Raw genomic sequence first — 15,033 nt, 5'->3', positions numbered from 1 at the left:
GGTGCGGACGGTCAGCGGCGCGTGCGGCGGGCCCGGAGGTACTCGCGGCCGAGCAGGCGAAGGGCGGCGGGTCTGGCCGGGCCGGCCGAGCGGCGGAGCAGGGCGGGAACGTCGGCCCGGGCGGCGCGGCTGGTCAGCTCGTCCAGGCCGATCATGCAGCGGACCATGGGCCGGTGCGCGGGCGGGACGAGACCGACGACGGCGCGGCCCTCGGCGAGGGTGCGGTCGACCCGGTCGAGCTGGTCGGTGACCATCGCCCGGACGGCCGGGAGATTGCGGCCCCGTTCGAGGTCGCCGCGGGTGACCCCGTGCGCGCCCAGGTACTGCTCGGGGACGGTCAGGCGGCCGTCGGCGAGGTCCTCGGCGAGGTCGCTGACGAAGTCGAGCCGCTGGCTGGCGTCGATGAAGGTGCGGCAGGCGGACCGGTAGGCCGTCCGGTCGCCGTCCGGGCCGAGCAGGGTGGCGACCACCATGAACGCGGGCAGCGAGTACGCGTCCACGTAGCGCTGGTAGTCGGCCTCGGTGGCGAATCCGGCGAAGTCGAGGTCGGCGGCGGCGCCGGCGAGGTGCTCCAGGGCGGCCTCGCGCAGGGCGGGGTGCACGGCGACGGTGTTCAGCAGCGGACGCAGCTCGGGGTGGTCCGTCCCGCCGCCGGCGAGGCCGTCGGCGACCTCCTGCTCCCAGCGCGCGTACGCCGCCTTCCGGCCGTCGGGCGGGCCGCTGTCGAGCAGGCTGTCGGTGCGGTGCATGTAGGCGGTGGCCGCGATCACGTGCGGGACGAGCCGGGCCGGCAGGAGGAGCCGTGCGGCGAGGACGGCCTCGGGCTTGTACCGCGTCACCCGGCGGCGCTGCCGGCCGTAGTCCTCGCGGAGTCCGGGCTCCCCGATCCCGGCGGCGTCCAGCGCCTTCTCCCAGCTGCCCACGCGTGCTCGCCCTCTCCCCGGTCGGTGTCCCCCGAGCCTAGAGGAGCCGACACCGTGCCGGCGCCCGGCCCGGCCACCCCGGCGCGGACGCAGGGTCAGGAGCGGGGGCGGTGCCGGAGGGGAGGGCCGGTGACCAGGAGAATGGTGCGGACAACTCCCGGAAGTACAGAGAAAGCGAACCCCCCACATGGATCTCGGCGTGCGCTGGAAGCTGCACGGTGACGGGCGGACGCCCGCACCGGGAGCGGTCGTCCGCCCCGACGAACGACTCTCCTGGCCCCGGACGGCGGGGCTCGGCGCCCAGCACGTGGTGGCCATGTTCGGCGCGAGCTTCGTGGCGCCCGTGCTGATGGGGCTCGACCCCAACCTGGCGATCATGATGTCCGGCGTCGCGACCGTCATCTTCCTGCTGGCGACCCGCGGCCGGGTGCCCAGCTACCTCGGCTGCTCGTTGTCCTTCGTCGGCGTGGCCGCGGTGATCCGGGCGCAGGGCGGCACCAGCGCGACCGTCACCGGTGCCGTGTTCGTGGTGGGCGGGGCGCTGTTCCTGGTCGGCGTGGCCGTCCAGCGGTTCGGGGCGAGGATCATCCACGCCGCGATGCCGCCGATCGTCACCGGCGCCGTCGTCATGCTGATCGGCTTCAACCTCGCGCCGGTCACCGCCTCGACGTACTGGCCGCAGGACCAGTGGACGGCGCTGCTGGTGATGCTGTTCACCGGGCTGGCCGTGGTCTGCCTGCGCGGCTTCTGGTCACGCGTGGCGATCTTCCTCGGGCTGGTCTTCGGCTACGGGATCTCCTGGCTGTTCGACCGGGTCTTCGGGCGGATCCACTCGGCGGACGCGGCCGGCCACCTCACCGACCACTGGCGCCTGGACCTCTCGGGCGTCGGCAAGGCGGACTGGGTCGGCCTGCCCGCCTTCCACGGCCCGTCCTTCCAGTGGTCCGCGATCCTGGTGGCCCTGCCTGTGGTGATCGCGCTGGTCGCGGAGAACGCCGGGCACGTCAAGGCCGTGGGGGAGATGACCGGTCAGACGCTGGACGACAAGCTCGGCACCGCGATCTCCGCCGACGGCGTCGGCTCGATGCTCTCCACCGCGCTCGGCGGCCCGCCGAACACCACGTACTCCGAGAACATCGGCGTCATGGCCGCCACCCGCGTGTACTCCACCGCCGCCTACTGGGCCGCGGCCGGCTTCGCGCTGCTGTTCGGCGTCTGCCCGAAGTTCGGTGCCGTCGTGGCCGCGATCCCCGGCGGGGTGCTCGGCGGCATCACCGTCATCCTGTACGGCATGATCGGCCTGCTCGGCGCGCAGATCTGGACCAACGCCCGGGTGGACCTGCGCAACCCGCTGAACCTGGTGCCGGCCGCCGCGGGCATCATCATCGGCATCGGCAACGTCACCATCGAGTTCACCGACACCTTCAGTCTCAGCGGCATCGCGCTGGGCACCCTGGTCGTCATCACCGGCTACCACGTGCTGCGGGCGCTCGCCCCCGCGCACCTCAAGACGCAGGAGCCGCTGCTGGACGAGGGCACCTCCTCCTACGACGCGGACGCCGAGGGCCCGGGGGAGCCCGGGGAGCCGGGCGGGGCGCAGCCGCAGGCGCGGTAGCGGGGCACGGGCGGGCCCGTGGTGCCGGTGGGACACCACGGGCCCGGTGCCCGGTTGCCCGAGGCCGGCCGGCGGGACTGCCCGAAAGGGCCACGGCCGGCCGGCCCGCTTGGCCCGACGCGTCGTCAGGTGGTCGAATCGCTCCGTGCGTCCGGGCCGATCGGCCCGGACCGCTTCCGTTCCGGCCACTCATCCCCCCGGGAGAGGCATGTCCCTTCTGTCCCACCACCGCAGGACCGCCGCCGGCGTCGTGGCCCTCACGACGTTCGCGATCTCCTTCGGCTCGGCCACCGCCAGCAGCTCCGCCGCGACGGGCAAGGTCCTCTGGAGCCCGAGCACCAGCAAGGGCGCGTCCTCCTTCGCCGCCGTCCAGTGCGCCTCGGGCAACTTCGGCGTCGTCAAGGACGCCACCAAGGGCAGTGTGTGGCGGGCCTTCCAGGCCGCGGGCGAGGAGCGCTGCGAGACGCTGAGCCCCGACCTGAAGGAGGGCGACACCTTCTATCTCGGCTGGTCGTCCAAGGTGGACATCAAGGACGCGAACAGCCGCTACGTCTTCCAGCTCAAGTGCTCGCCGAGCACCGACACGGCGAACCACCCGATCGAGATCGACGCGACGACCGGGCGCATCCGCCTCCAGGAGTGGGACACCGAGCACGTCGCGCACCAGCTGTGGACGGCGCCGACGGCCAACAACCAGTGGCACTCCTACGCGCTGAAGATCCGCCTGGGCCGCACCGACGGCACCATCGACTTCTGGTTCGACGGCGTGAAGCAGACCTTCACCACCGGCTCGGGCACCTTCAAGGGCACCACCTGGGACGGCGACCGCAACTACCTCAAGTGGGGCTCCTACCACCCCTCCACGGGCGACGCGACGAACACCTTCACCAGCCCGGTGATGGCGACCACCCTGGAGGCGGCCACCGCCGGCTCGTAGCGGCGGGGCAGCGGCGGGGCCGGCCCCGGCCCGGCCCCGTCCGGGCAGACGGGCACCCCGACCGGTGGCCGCAGCGCCGCCCGCCCCGGCCCCCGGCCGCGGGGATTGTCAAGCCCGCACCGGAGCCGGTCGTTCCGCAGTAGCCTCGGCGTCGTCAACGACGTTCGCACGACGGCGCATTGGGGGCGAAGGTGACCGATGGGGGGACCGCGGCCGGGGGTGACGGCGGATCCGGCCGGGACGGCTGCCAGCTGCACGAACGCGAGGCCGAGATCCGGTCGGCCGGGCGGGCGGTCGAGGCCCTGACCCGGCCCGCCGGAGCCGGCACCGGCGAGCTGCTGCTCTACACCGGTGCGGCCGGGCTGGGCAAGACCGCCGTGCTGGCCGAGGTCCGGCGGGAGGCGAAGCGCGCGGGGTGCACGGTGCTGTTCGCCCGCGGCGGCGAGCGGCAGCGCCACGAGCCGTTCCGCGTGGTGCGCCAGCTGCTGCAACCGGTGCTGGCGGCGCTCTCCGCGGAGGAACGGGCGCAGGCCTTCGGCCCCTGGGAGGACATCGTCGGCCCGGCCGTCGGGCTGCTGCCGCCCGGCGGGCAGCTCGACCCGCAGGGCGTCCGGGACGGGCTGGACTTCGTGCTCACCCACCTCGTGCAGCGGCACTCACCGGTGGCCGTGATCGTCGACGACCTGCACTGGGCCGACCCGGAGTCGCTCGGCTGGCTGGCGGGCTTCGCGGTGCGCGCCCGCGAGCTGCCGGCGCTGCTGGTGCTCGCCTGCCGCGACGAGTTCCCCGACGACGCCCTGGCGCTCCAGCACGGCCTCGTCGGCCGGGCCGACCGGCGGCACGAACTGCGCCCGCTCCAGCCGGCCTCGGTCGCGCACCTCGTCCGGGCCGCCGTGGGCGTGGAAGCGGAGGACGCCTTCTGCCGGCACGTCTGGGCGGTCACCGGCGGGAACCCGTACGAGACCACCGCCCTGCTGCGCGAGGTGCTCGACCAGCGGCTCGACCCGGTCGAGGAGAGCACCGGCCAGCTGCGCGAACTCGCCGCGGGAGCACGTGGCATGACGCTCCGTCACTGGCTCGACAAGCTCGGCCCGGCCACCCTCCGCTTCGCCTGGGCGGCGTCGATGTTGGGCACCGACATCCGCCCCGACCTCGCCGCCGTCGTCTGCGCCCAGGGCCCGGAGACCGCCGACCAGTCGATCCGGGAGCTGCGCCGGCACGGGGTGCTGACCGGCACGCCGGGCGGCCGGCTGGAGTTCGTCCACCCACTGATCGCCACCTCCGTCTACCAGTCGATGCCGCCCGCCGTCCGGACCGGGATGCACGGAGTCGCCGCCGTCGAGACCGAGAACGCCGGCCTCGGCCTGCTGACGGCATCCCGGCACCTGCTGGAGACCCTGCCCGAGGGGGACGGCGCGATCGTCGGCAAGCTGCGCCGCGCCGCCCGCGAACACCTGGCCATCGGGGCGCCCGAGGCGGCCCAGCGCTGCCTGCGCCGCGCCATCAGCGAACCCCCGGCCGACGAGGACCGCGCCGTGGTGCTCCACGAACTCGGCTGCTCCGCGCTGCTCACCGACCCGGCGACCACCGTCAACCAGCTGCGCCTGGCGCTCGCGGACCCGTACGGATTGGGCCCCGAGCTCCGGGTGGACGCGACCTTCCGGCTCGCGCAGGCCCTCGCCCACAGCAACCGGGTCGGCGAGGCCGCCGAGGTGTGTGCCGAGGAGGCCGCGCGCACCGAGCCCGGCCCGGGCCGGCTGCGCCTGGAGGTGGCCCACTTCATGTTCGCCGCGTTCCAGTCCGAGGACGCGGACGGGCCGGGACGCTCGCGGCGGCTGGCGGAGTTCGCCCGGATGCTCGACATGATCGGACTGGCCTTCACCGACGCGGGTGCCGGTGCCGGCACTGCCGTCGGCCCGGGTGCGGGCGGCGGGCCGACCCCCGACGAGGTCCTGTTCGAACGCGACGGCCTGGCCCACGCGGTGGCCGTGCTGCGCTGCTGGGACCTCACGCTCCGCGGTGCCGACCGGGCGGAGGCGATCGCGCTCGCCGAGTCCGCGCTGCCGGGCGGCCGGCTGCCCCGCAGCCTCGGCTGGACCAACACCATTTGGGGTTTCGAGCTGCCCGGGATCCTCGGCATCAGCTACCTCTACGCGGACCGGGTCGACCGGGCGGAGGAGCTCTTCACCGAGGCGGTCCGGGCGTACGAGGTGGCCGGGTGGAGCGGCGGCCACCTCGGCTTCGCCCACCTGCTGACCGGCATGCTCCGATTTCGCTGCGGCGCCCTCGTGGAGGCGGAGGACCACCTGCGCCGGGCCCTGCGGATCGCCGAACGGATCGGCCCGGAAGGGCCGTTGCACTGGGACGCGGTCGGGGCGCTGGCCGAGACCCTGGCCGCGCGCGGGCAGCTCGCCGAGGCCCTGGAGCTCACCCGGACGCACGCCTTCGGCCCGCCGTACCCGACGGTGATGGTGCTGCCCGACGCGCCGACGCTGTACGGCCGCCTGCTGCTGGCCCGGGGCGACGCGGCCGGCGCGGCCGAGACGCTGACCGCCGCCGGCGCGGCCCTGGACGCGCGCGGCTGGCGCAACACGGTGTGGGCGCCGTGGCTCGGGCACCTGGCGCGCGCCGTCGCCCCCGACCGGCCGGAGGAGGCCCGCGAACTCGCCGGGGAGGCCGTCCGCCGGGCCCGGGAGTCCGGGACGGACTCGGCCGTCGGCAGTGCGCTGCGGCTCTGCGCGGCGGTGCACGAGCGGCCGCGCGCCGCCGAACTGCTCACGGAGGCCGTCCGGCACCTGGAGCGCTCACCGGCCCGCTACGAGCATGCACTCGCCCTGGTCGACCTGGGTGAGGCGCTGGGCACCGCGCCGACCGCCCGCACGGCGCTGGCCCGGGGGCTGGAGCTGGCCGCGCACTGCGGCGCGGAGGCCCTGGCGGCCCGGGCCGGGGAGCTCCTGCGGACGGGCGCGGCGGGCTGAGGCCTGGGTGCCGGGCCGCCGGCGCCGAAGTGACGGCTGCGGCCCGGAGGGGCCAGACCCTGTCCGGTCGATCATGCGCGGAGCAAGGTCATGAAGGCTGCGACCGTGACGGTCCCCAGGTGGACGTATGCCCGTTTGTCATATCGCGTCGCGACGGCGCGGTAGTTCAGCAGTTTGCTGATGGCTCGTTCGACGGTGTTGCGCTTCCTGTACCGAACCGGGTCAAACCCGGGTGGTCGGCCGCCGGCATGCCCGCGAGTCCGGCGGATGGCCGCCTGGTCGCGCTTCCCGGGGATGCTGTGGCGTATCTTGCGTCGCCGCAGGCATTGGCCTATCGCCTGGTTGCTGTACGCCTTGTCCGCGCTGACGCTCGACGGGGTGCTCCGAGGCCGGCCGGCACCGATGCGAGGAACCTGAATGCCGTTCATCACTGCCTCGAACTCTGTACAGTCCGCGCGCTGGCCCTGTGTCAGGACCAGCGAGAGCACGCGGCACCGGCCGTCGGCGCTCAGGTGAATCCAGGTTGTGGAGCCGCCTCGCGGGCGACCCGGGGCATCGCCCTCACATACCGCAGTTGCCGCTTTGCCAACACCCGGCCCGAGCCCGCCGGCGGAGTAGCACCCGTACGAAAGGGGCATCGGCACAGCACGGTGGGCACCAGCGGCGTGCTGGTGGGCGCGCACGGATGTGGAGTCGACCGCGATCTCCCAGTCGATGTCACCTTCCGCATCGGCTTCGGCCTGGAGCCGACGCAGCACCAGGGCCCAGGTACCGTCCGCCGACCACCGCCGATGCCGTTCGGAAACGGTCTTCCACGGCCCGTAGCGGTGCGGCAGGTCACGCCACGGCACACCGGTCCGAATCCGGTGCAGCACCCCGTTGATCACCTGCCGGTGGTCGCGCCACCTGCCGCACCGCCCGGTGCCCACCGGCAGGTACGGCCGAAGCCGCTCCCACTGCGCATCCGTGAGATCGCCCCTGCCTCTGTCCTCCACGGCCGGGTCAACGACCGATCCGCCAACCGGAAACCGGGCAGACGCCTGCGGCGTGCCGCGCTCAAGGAAGGTGCGCAGACGGACGATGCATCAGGTGACCGTCGTGCGTGGGGCTGTCCCGGCCCCGGGGACGGTCCCCTTTTCGTGAACGGAGACCTGATGCGACTGTCCGCGCGTTGCGCGTCCGCCGCCCTCATGCTGATCATTCCCCTGGCCGCCGCGCAGGGAGCGGCAGCCGACGGCCCCTCCGGGCGGGCTGTCGCGGCTCCCCTGCACAGGACGGCCAAGGCCGTCCCCGGTGAGTACATCGTCACGGTGGACAAAGGCCTGGACCCGGCCCGGGTGGCGGCCAGGGCCGGGGGCGTCGAGCCGCTGCACACCTACCGCCACGTCCTGAACGGGTTCTCCGCCCGCCTGGACGCAGCCCAGCTGGAGCGGGTACGTGCCCTGCCCGGGGTGGAGGCCGTCGAGGAGAACGGCCGCGCCGGCACCGGGGCGGGCACCGTCTCGCCCACCCAGGACAAGCGGGCGGTGGCCGCCAGCTGGGGTCTGGACCGCATCGACCAGCACGACTGGGACAAGGACGCGGGGACCGGTGACGGGCAGTTCAACGTCGAGGGCAACGGAGCCGGCGTCACCGCCTACCTGATCGGCACCGGCATCGACTTCGGCCACGACGAGTTCGAGGGCCGCGCCACCCTGGGCACCGACACCGTCGGCGACGGGAAGAACGGTGCCGACTGCAACGGCGTCGGCACCAACGTCGCCGGCATCGTCGGCGGCAAGACCTACGGCGTCGCCCGCAAGGTGAACCTGGTCAGCGTCCGGGTCGTGGGCTGTGACGGCAAGGGCACCACCGAGCAGATCATCGCGGGCCTCGACTGGGTGGCGGCCAACGCCAAGAAGCCCGCCGTCGCCAACATCTCCGTCGGCGGCGACAAGGACGAAGCACTCAACAAGGCCGCCACCGCGCTCTCCGACGCGGGCATCATGCCCGTCGTCTCCGGCGGCAACGTCGCCCGTGACGCCTGCGACGCCTCCCCCTCCTCCGCCGAGCGGGTCATCACCGTCGGCGCGACCGACAAGTACGACGAGGAGACCGACTTCAGCAACTACGGCCGGTGCGTCTCGCTGTACGCGCCCGGCAAGGACATCACCTCCGCCCAGCTCGGCGGCGGCAGCATCTCCAACAGCGGCACCGCCATGGCCGCCCCGCACGTCACCGGCACCGTCGCCCTCTACCTCGCCGGGCACACCGACGCGACCCCCGAGGACCTCGCGGGGTGGCTCTCCACCGAAACCACCAAGGACGCCCTGACCGTCACCAAGAGCAGCCCCAACGAACTGCTGTACACCGCCGGTCTCTGACCCGCCCTGCCGCACAACCGCCGCCCCGCCGAGCCCACAAAGCCGGCGGGGCGGTCCCACGTCAAGACCCACACCGTGCACGGCCCCACCCAGAACCCAGCACAGCCACGCACATGATCGACCGGACAGGGCCTAGAGCAGGTGGTCGGCGTTGCCCGCCTTGATGTCCAGGATGAGGGTGCGCAGGGCAGCCCTGGAGTCGGTGATGGCCCGGTCCTCCTGGCCCTTGACGGCGATGTAGGCGTTGCCGTCGGCGTCGGTGCCGAGGCGGAAGCATGAGTTGCCCTCGCCGCAGAAGGGGTCTTCCCAGGTGATGGTGGGCATCGAACGTCTCCTTACAGTTGGTCGGCGATCTCGCGGATGAAATCACGGGATCGTCGCGGGGTCAGCGCCAGATCTTCCAACCGATCAAGCTGGGCACGGTGTTTCGTCAGCTGTCCTTCGGCCTCCAGGAACTGGGGGCCATGCGCCCTGTCCACCTGAACCGTGTCGAGCTGTGGCACCGGCCCCTCCGCGTAGAGGACGGTGTGCCCGGCGCCCGGAAAGGCCCCGTGCTCGAAAGGAACGACGCGAAGCGTGACGTTGTCCCGTTCGGATGCGTCGAGCAGGTATTCCAGTTGGGCGTGCATGCCCTTGCGGCCGCCGAACTGCATCCGCAGAACTGCTTCGTGCACAACGGCGACGTAGTTGGGCGGATCGTCACCGGTGAGCACTTGCCGGCGTTCCGTCCGATGAGCGAGTCGCAGGCCGACCTCATGCTCGGGCAGCGGTGGGAACACCGCCCGGAATACGGCGAGGGCGTGGTCCGAGGTCTGCAACAGCCCTGGAACGTGGACGGTGTCGGTGGTGCGGAGTCGCTTCGCGCGTGCTTCGAGCTCGTCCTCTGGATCGCCGACGGCCACTGCTGGCTGGCCGTTTCCGACCCGGGGGCCGGCCGGCCCGTCCTCGTCGACCCGCGCCCGCAGGAGTGCGGCGGGCGGGGTCTGTTGCTGGTCGACGCGCTCTGCGACATCTGGGCCGTCGTGCCCCGGCGGACCTGCGGCAAGTCCGTGGTCGCGGGGGTCAGACTCCACGCGGCCTGACGAAACGTCAAAAACAATCGGCTGCACCGCCGGAGGGGACGGTGCAGCCGCTCGTGGTGCTCGCTGTCGTGGGCGAAGGGCGCTACAGGCGTTCGGGGACGGGGTTGCCGACGGCCTCGATGGCGCGGCGCAGCGGCACCTTCGTCAGCAGGGCGAAGCCGATCACGAAGAACACCAGCAGGGAGATGATCGCCGAGCGGTAGCTGCCGGTGATCTGGTAGGCGAGGCCGAAGACCAGCGGGCCCATCCAGCTGGTGCCACGGTCGCTGACCTTGTAGAGGCTGAAGTACTCGGCCTCCCGGCCGGCCGGGATGAGGTGGGAGAACAGCGAGCGGGAGAGCGCCTGGCTGCCGCCCAGTACCAGGCCGATCATGCAGGCCAGGGCGAAGAACCAGACGGGCTGGTGGGCGGGCATCAGGTACCCGAGGGCGAGGGTGATCACCCAGCCGACCAGTGAGCCGAGGACGGTCCGCTTGGCGCCGTACCGGCGGGCGATCCGGCCGAGCAGCAGCGCGCCGCCGATCGCGACGATCTGGACCATGAGCACGGCGGCGACCAGCGAGGTCTGGTCCATGCCGAGCTCCTCGCTGCCGAAGAGCGAGGCCTGCGAGACGACGGTCTGGATGCCGTCGTTGTAGCAGAGGAAGGCGCCCAGGTAGAGCAGCGTGAGCGGGTACTGGCGCATGCCGCGCAGGGTGCGGGCGAGTTCGCGCAGGCTGCTGGTGGTGGGCCGGCCCGGCTCGGCCGCGGCGCGTTCGGGTGCCACCCCGGCCCGGGAGGGCAGCCGCAGCAGCGGGACTATGGTGAACAGCGCCCACCAGAGGCCGGCCGAGGCCAGGCAGATCCGCACGGCCGTGCCGGAGGAGACGCCGAGTGCGTCGTGGCCCTCGAACAGCGCCAGGTTGGCGATCAGCAGCAGGCCGCCGCCCGCGTACCCGTACGCCCAGCCCTTGGAGGAGACGGCGTCGCGCTCGTCGGGGGCGGCCAGACCCGGCAGGTAGGCGTAGGAGAGCGCGACCGACACCGCGTAGGCGATGTTCGCGACCACCAGCAGTGCGCCGCCGAGGAGGTAGCGGTCGCCGCCGAGGAAGAACATCCCCATCGTGGCGGTCGCGCCGACGTAGGCGAAGCCGCACATCAGCTCCTTGTGCCGCCCGGTGCGGTCCGCGATCGTCCCGGTCAGCAGCATCACCGCGACCGAGAGCAGCACGGAGAAGGAGACCGTGTACGGGAAGAACGACCCCGCGCGGACCGAGAGGCCGAGCGGGTGCACATTGCCGGCCGGGTCGGCGGCGTCCTTGGCGATCGACGTCAGGTACGGCCCGAGGAACACCGTCAGGACGGTGGCGGAGAAGGCGGCGTTCGCCCAGTCGTTGATGTACCAGCCGAACTGCATCCGGCGCAGGGCGCGGTCGTCGGTGGTGCCCGCCAGGTGGTCCGGCGGGTGGGCGGTGGTGGTCATGAGGCTCCTGCCACGGTGTCGGAGCCGGTGCTGCTGTCGGTCCAGCAGCCGCGCTCGCCGAGGACGTCCCGCAGGACGTCGATGCGATCGGCCATGATGCCATCCACACCGAGGTCGAGGAGAGCCCGGATCCGGGTGGGATCGTCCACGGTCCAGACGTGCACCGGCAGGCCGAGGCGGTGGGCGGCGCGGACGAAGGCCCGGTCGACGACCGGGACGCCCCGGTGACGCTCCGGCACCTGCGCGCACACCCCGGCGAACGGCGCCCCGCGCCCCCGCAGCAGCGGTCCGGCCAGCGAGCGCAGCCGCAGCCGGGCCACCTCGCGCGGGCCGAGCGAGGTGGCCAGCCGGGGGCCGGCGGCGGCGCGGACGGCCGCGAGGCGGCTGTCGGAGAAGCCGCCGACGCAGACCCGGTCCCAGGCGTTCGTCCGGCGGACGGCCTCGACCAGCGGTCCGACGGCCGGGGCGGCCTTGACGTCGATGTTGAAGCGGGCCGCCGGGAACGCGTCGAGCAGTTCCTCCAGCAGCGGCACCGGCTCGGTGCCGCCGATCCGGGCCTGCCGGACGGTGGCCCAGGGCAGTTCGGCCACCGCCCCGGTGCGGTCGGTGACCCGGTCGAGGCGCGAGTCGTGGAAGGCCACCAGCACGCCGTCGCTCGTGGCGTGGACGTCCGTTTCGAGGTAGCGGTACCCGAGGGCCACCGCGGCGGCGAAGGCGGCGAGCGAGTTCTCCGGGTGGCCGAGTTCACCGCCCCGGTGCGCGAAGGCGAGCGGCCCCGGCTGGTCGAGGAAGGGGTGCATGTCGTGCTCCGAGCTGCAGGGGGAGGGATCCGCCGGCCCGCGAGGCGCTGCCCGCTCCGACGGCGCCTCCGGGTGGCGCGCGTTACATTATTACGCGCCCTGTCAAGCAGTAACGCTCGGTGCTGCCGTGGGCGGGCTGTCGATGGCCGGCCGCGTCTACGGGCGGGCGAGCGCCCCGTCGAGCGCCCCGTCGAGCACCCCGTCGGGCACAGCGTTGAGCACCCCGTCGGGCACAGCGTCGAGTACCCCGCTGGGCACAGCGGTCGGACCGATGGCCGGATCGGGCACGATCGGTGGGCGTGTGCAACCTTTCGCCCGACTCGGGGCATCCAAGTGGTGTCAGGGGCGTGAAGGGGGAGGGGAGGGGGCGTACGCGAAGCCGCGGGCGCGCAGCTGCGCAGCCGGCGCCGGCCCGAACGCACCGGCGGCCGATGTCCTCGGCGGATCCCCCGACAGGTCTCGCCGGCGGATTCCTCCGCGGATTCTCCGGCGGATTTCGCGCGGTTCCCCAGCGCGTCAGGGAAATGGGTTCATGGACTGGGTGTGAATTCCCCGCGCGCATACGATCCGTATACGATTCGCCCTTGCAGGGCAACCTTCCGGCTCTGTTGCAAGGCTGTGACAGCCCTGCGCGGCCAGGCGCCCGAATGTCCGTTCGTACGGGCTAGCATTTCGCCATGGAATCGAATCTCCCGCCGATATGGAATTCAGCCGACGCGGCGGATGCCCCGCCGTCCCGTAATTCTCGGCTCCGGCCGGTCCGCCACGGTGCGACCTTCCTGGGGGTGAGCGTGGTGTCCGGTGCGTTGCTCGCCGGCCTCGCGCTCCCCGCCGCCGGGGCGCTCGGGCTGACCGCCAAGGGCACGGTGGAGGGCTTCGACGACATTCCGGCCGACTTCAGGACACCGCCGCTCACCCAGGCCACGCAGATCTTCGACGCCAAGGGCGCGCTGATCGCCAAGGTCTACGAGCGCGACCGCACCGTCCTCACCCCCGAGCAGATGTCCCCCCTGATGCGGCAGGCGCAGGTCGACATCGAGGACGCCCGCTTCTACGAGCACGGCGCCGTCGACCTCAAGGGCGTGCTGCGGGCGCTCGGCAAGAACGCGGAGAGCGGCACCGCCTCGCAGGGCGCGTCCACCCTGACCCAGCAGTACGTCAAGAACGTCAACGTGGAGAACGCCGGCGACGACCTGGCCGCCGTCCGCGAGGCCCAGCGCAAGACCCTCGGCCGCAAGATCCAGGAGCTGAAGGTCGCGATCAAGCTGGAGGGCGAGCTGACGAAGGACCAGATCCTCACCAACTACCTGAACATCACGTACTACGGCAACGGCGCCTACGGCGTGGAGGCGGCCTCCCAGCGCTACTTCGGCAAGAGCAACAAGGACCTCACCGTCGCCGAGGCCGCCACCCTCGCCGGGCTGGTGCAGAACCCGTCGGCCTACGACCCCAAGCTCCACCCGCAGGCCGCGCAGACCCGCCGCGACACCGTCATCGACAAGCTGCTGGAGAACAAGCACATCACCGCGGACCAGGCCAGGGAGGCCAAGGCCGCCCCGCTGGGCCTGAACTACCGGGAGCCGCAGAACGGCTGCATCACCGCCAAGGCGGGCATGGGCTTCTTCTGCGACTACGTCCGCCACGTGGTCAAGCAGGACCCTGCCTTCGGCGCGACCGCCGCCGAGCGGAAGAAGTTCTGGGACCAGGGCGGCCTGAACATCCAGACCACCCTCGACCCGGACAAGCAGGACGCCGCCCAGAAGGCGGTGAGCGGCAACGTGCGCGTCACGGACAGCGTCTCCGCCGCCGCCACCATGATCGAACCGGGCACCGGGAAGATCCTGGCGATGGCCCAGACCCGCCCCTACGGGCTGGACAAGGACCACAACCAGACCGTGGTCAACCTCAACGTCGACCAGGCGATGGGCGGCGGCAACGGCTTCCAGCCAGGCTCCACCTTCAAGCCGGTCGTCGCGGCCGCGGCGCTGGAGGAGGGCGTGCCGGCGACCCGGGAGTACTCGGCGCCGAACAAGCTGGAGTACCCGACGATGAAGACCTGCGCGGGCACGTGGAAGAACACCGGCAAGCCCAAGACGGTGGTGCCCAACGAGTCCGCGAGCGAGAAGGGCCCCTACCAGCTGAAGAAGGCGATGGCCCTCTCGGTCAACACGTACTTCGTGCAGATGGAGCAGGAGATCGGGCTCTGCTCCGTCAAGCAGATGGCCAACAAGCTCGGCATCACCGCCAAGGCCAGTGGCAAGCCGCTGGAGGAGGTCCCCGCGATGGCCCTGGGCGTCGAGGAGCTGAGCCCGCTGACGATGGCGAACGTCTACGCGACCTTCGCCGCCGAGGGCAAGTCCTGCACGCCGGTCGCGATCAACCGGATCACCACGGTGGACGGAAAGGACGTCCCCGCCCCGGCCGGCCACTGCGAGCAGGCGTTCTCCGCCTCCACGGCGCAGGCGATGAACACTGTCCTGAACGGCGTGACCGCCGAGAACGGGACGGGCGCGGCGCTCAACCTGGAGGGTGACCGGCAGATCGCCGGCAAGACCGGCACCTCGGACCAGAAGAAGGCCGCGTGGTTCAGCGGCTACACCCCGCAGCTCGCCACCGCCGTCTGGCTCGGCGGCCCCAACGGGGGAGTCGAGATGCGCAACATCACCATCAACGGGAAGTACCACGGCGAGGTGTTCGGCGCCGACGGCCCCGGGCCGATCTGGCGGGACGCCATGAACCAGGCCTTGCGCGGCGCACCCAAGCAGCCCCTGCGGATGGCCGACATCCCCGACCCGGCGCCGAAGCCCGACCCGAACGCCACCGAGACCGGTAGCGCCCCGCCGGCCTCCACCCCGCCCGGCCCGCAGCGCTGA

The 15,033-nt window shown here is 72.6% G+C and carries 12 protein-coding genes; 6 read left to right on the top strand and 6 right to left on the bottom strand.

Annotated features, from left to right (window positions below; all coding sequences use genetic code 11):
- Nucleotides 1-11: 11 nt before the first annotated feature.
- Complete coding sequence (locus OH807_RS06790; protein ID WP_406195130.1) at nucleotides 12-923, bottom strand: phytoene/squalene synthase family protein; 912 nt, start codon at nucleotides 921-923, stop codon at nucleotides 12-14.
- A 187-nt stretch (nucleotides 924-1,110) separates the two neighbouring features.
- Here OH807_RS06790 and OH807_RS06785 point away from each other — a divergent pair, with 187 nt between their 5' ends.
- From OH807_RS06785 to OH807_RS06775, 3 genes are all read left to right on the top strand, one after another.
- Entirely contained in the window at nucleotides 1,111-2,538 is a 1,428-nt protein-coding gene (locus tag OH807_RS06785; RefSeq protein WP_406195128.1) for a uracil-xanthine permease family protein, read from the top strand.
- A gap of 208 nt (nucleotides 2,539-2,746) precedes the next feature.
- Nucleotides 2,747-3,475 (top strand): heparin lyase I family protein, encoded by a 729-nt coding sequence (locus OH807_RS06780; protein WP_406195126.1) that lies wholly within the window; start codon nucleotides 2,747-2,749, stop codon nucleotides 3,473-3,475.
- Nucleotides 3,476-3,666: 191 nt separating this feature from the next.
- Nucleotides 3,667-6,453, top strand: coding sequence for an ATP-binding protein (locus tag OH807_RS06775; protein WP_406195124.1), 2,787 nt, complete (start codon nucleotides 3,667-3,669; stop codon nucleotides 6,451-6,453).
- Between the two features lie 71 nt (nucleotides 6,454-6,524).
- On the opposite strand, the gene OH807_RS06770 is transcribed toward OH807_RS06775, so the two are convergent.
- Nucleotides 6,525-7,448 carry an IS5 family transposase gene (locus OH807_RS06770; RefSeq protein WP_406195122.1) on the bottom strand — a complete coding sequence of 308 codons (924 nt, stop codon included), beginning with the start codon at nucleotides 7,446-7,448 and terminating at the stop codon, nucleotides 6,525-6,527.
- 159 nt (nucleotides 7,449-7,607) lie between these two features.
- Between OH807_RS06770 and OH807_RS06765 the strand changes: the two genes are divergently transcribed.
- A complete protein-coding gene (locus tag OH807_RS06765) occupies nucleotides 7,608-8,816 on the top strand; it encodes a S8 family peptidase (RefSeq protein ID WP_406195120.1) in 1,209 nt (402 codons plus the stop codon).
- A gap of 132 nt (nucleotides 8,817-8,948) precedes the next feature.
- Here the strand turns inward: OH807_RS06765 and OH807_RS06760 are convergent, their stop codons facing one another.
- Nucleotides 8,949-9,140 (bottom strand): hypothetical protein, encoded by a 192-nt coding sequence (locus OH807_RS06760; protein WP_406195118.1) that lies wholly within the window; start codon nucleotides 9,138-9,140, stop codon nucleotides 8,949-8,951.
- A gap of 11 nt (nucleotides 9,141-9,151) precedes the next feature.
- Nucleotides 9,152-9,634, bottom strand: coding sequence for a DUF5753 domain-containing protein (locus OH807_RS06755; RefSeq protein ID WP_406195116.1), 483 nt, complete (start codon nucleotides 9,632-9,634; stop codon nucleotides 9,152-9,154).
- Here OH807_RS06755 and OH807_RS06750 point away from each other — a divergent pair.
- Complete coding sequence (locus OH807_RS06750) at nucleotides 9,548-9,898, top strand: ATP-binding protein (RefSeq protein ID WP_406195113.1); 351 nt, start codon at nucleotides 9,548-9,550, stop codon at nucleotides 9,896-9,898. The genes OH807_RS06755 and OH807_RS06750 overlap by 87 nt on opposite strands.
- An 82-nt stretch (nucleotides 9,899-9,980) precedes the next feature.
- Here the strand turns inward: OH807_RS06750 and OH807_RS06745 are convergent, their stop codons facing one another.
- Nucleotides 9,981-11,360 (bottom strand): MFS transporter, encoded by a 1,380-nt coding sequence (locus OH807_RS06745; RefSeq protein ID WP_406195109.1) that lies wholly within the window; start codon nucleotides 11,358-11,360, stop codon nucleotides 9,981-9,983.
- Nucleotides 11,357-12,160 carry a glycerophosphodiester phosphodiesterase gene (locus OH807_RS06740; protein WP_406195107.1) on the bottom strand — a complete coding sequence of 268 codons (804 nt, stop codon included), beginning with the start codon at nucleotides 12,158-12,160 and terminating at the stop codon, nucleotides 11,357-11,359. Before OH807_RS06740 ends, OH807_RS06745 begins: the two co-directional genes overlap by 4 nt.
- A gap of 785 nt (nucleotides 12,161-12,945) precedes the next feature.
- Here OH807_RS06740 and OH807_RS06735 point away from each other — a divergent pair.
- The gene (locus OH807_RS06735; RefSeq protein ID WP_406195105.1) at nucleotides 12,946-15,033 is read left to right on the top strand and encodes a transglycosylase domain-containing protein; all 2,088 of its coding nucleotides are present in this window, start codon (nucleotides 12,946-12,948) and stop codon (nucleotides 15,031-15,033) included.

The organism is Kitasatospora sp. NBC_01560 (assembly GCF_045208415.1).
In the GTDB taxonomy this organism is placed as follows: domain Bacteria; phylum Actinomycetota; class Actinomycetes; order Streptomycetales; family Streptomycetaceae; genus Kitasatospora.
The sequence above is the reverse complement of the archived record's forward strand: the minus strand, read 5'-3'. Positions and strand labels throughout refer to the sequence as shown.

Coding starts and splice junctions, on each gene's coding strand:
- OH807_RS06785 (WP_406195128.1), top strand. CDS start 1,111: ATGGATCTCGGCGTGCGCTGGAAGCTGCACGGTGACGGGCGGACGCCC.
- OH807_RS06780 (WP_406195126.1), top strand. CDS start 2,747: ATGTCCCTTCTGTCCCACCACCGCAGGACCGCCGCCGGCGTCGTGGCC.
- OH807_RS06765 (WP_406195120.1), top strand. CDS start 7,608: ATGCGACTGTCCGCGCGTTGCGCGTCCGCCGCCCTCATGCTGATCATT.
- OH807_RS06760 (WP_406195118.1), bottom strand. CDS start 9,140: ATGCCCACCATCACCTGGGAAGACCCCTTCTGCGGCGAGGGCAACTCA.
- OH807_RS06750 (WP_406195113.1), top strand. CDS start 9,548: ATGAGCGAGTCGCAGGCCGACCTCATGCTCGGGCAGCGGTGGGAACAC.
- OH807_RS06745 (WP_406195109.1), bottom strand. CDS start 11,360: ATGACCACCACCGCCCACCCGCCGGACCACCTGGCGGGCACCACCGAC.
- OH807_RS06740 (WP_406195107.1), bottom strand. CDS start 12,160: ATGCACCCCTTCCTCGACCAGCCGGGGCCGCTCGCCTTCGCGCACCGG.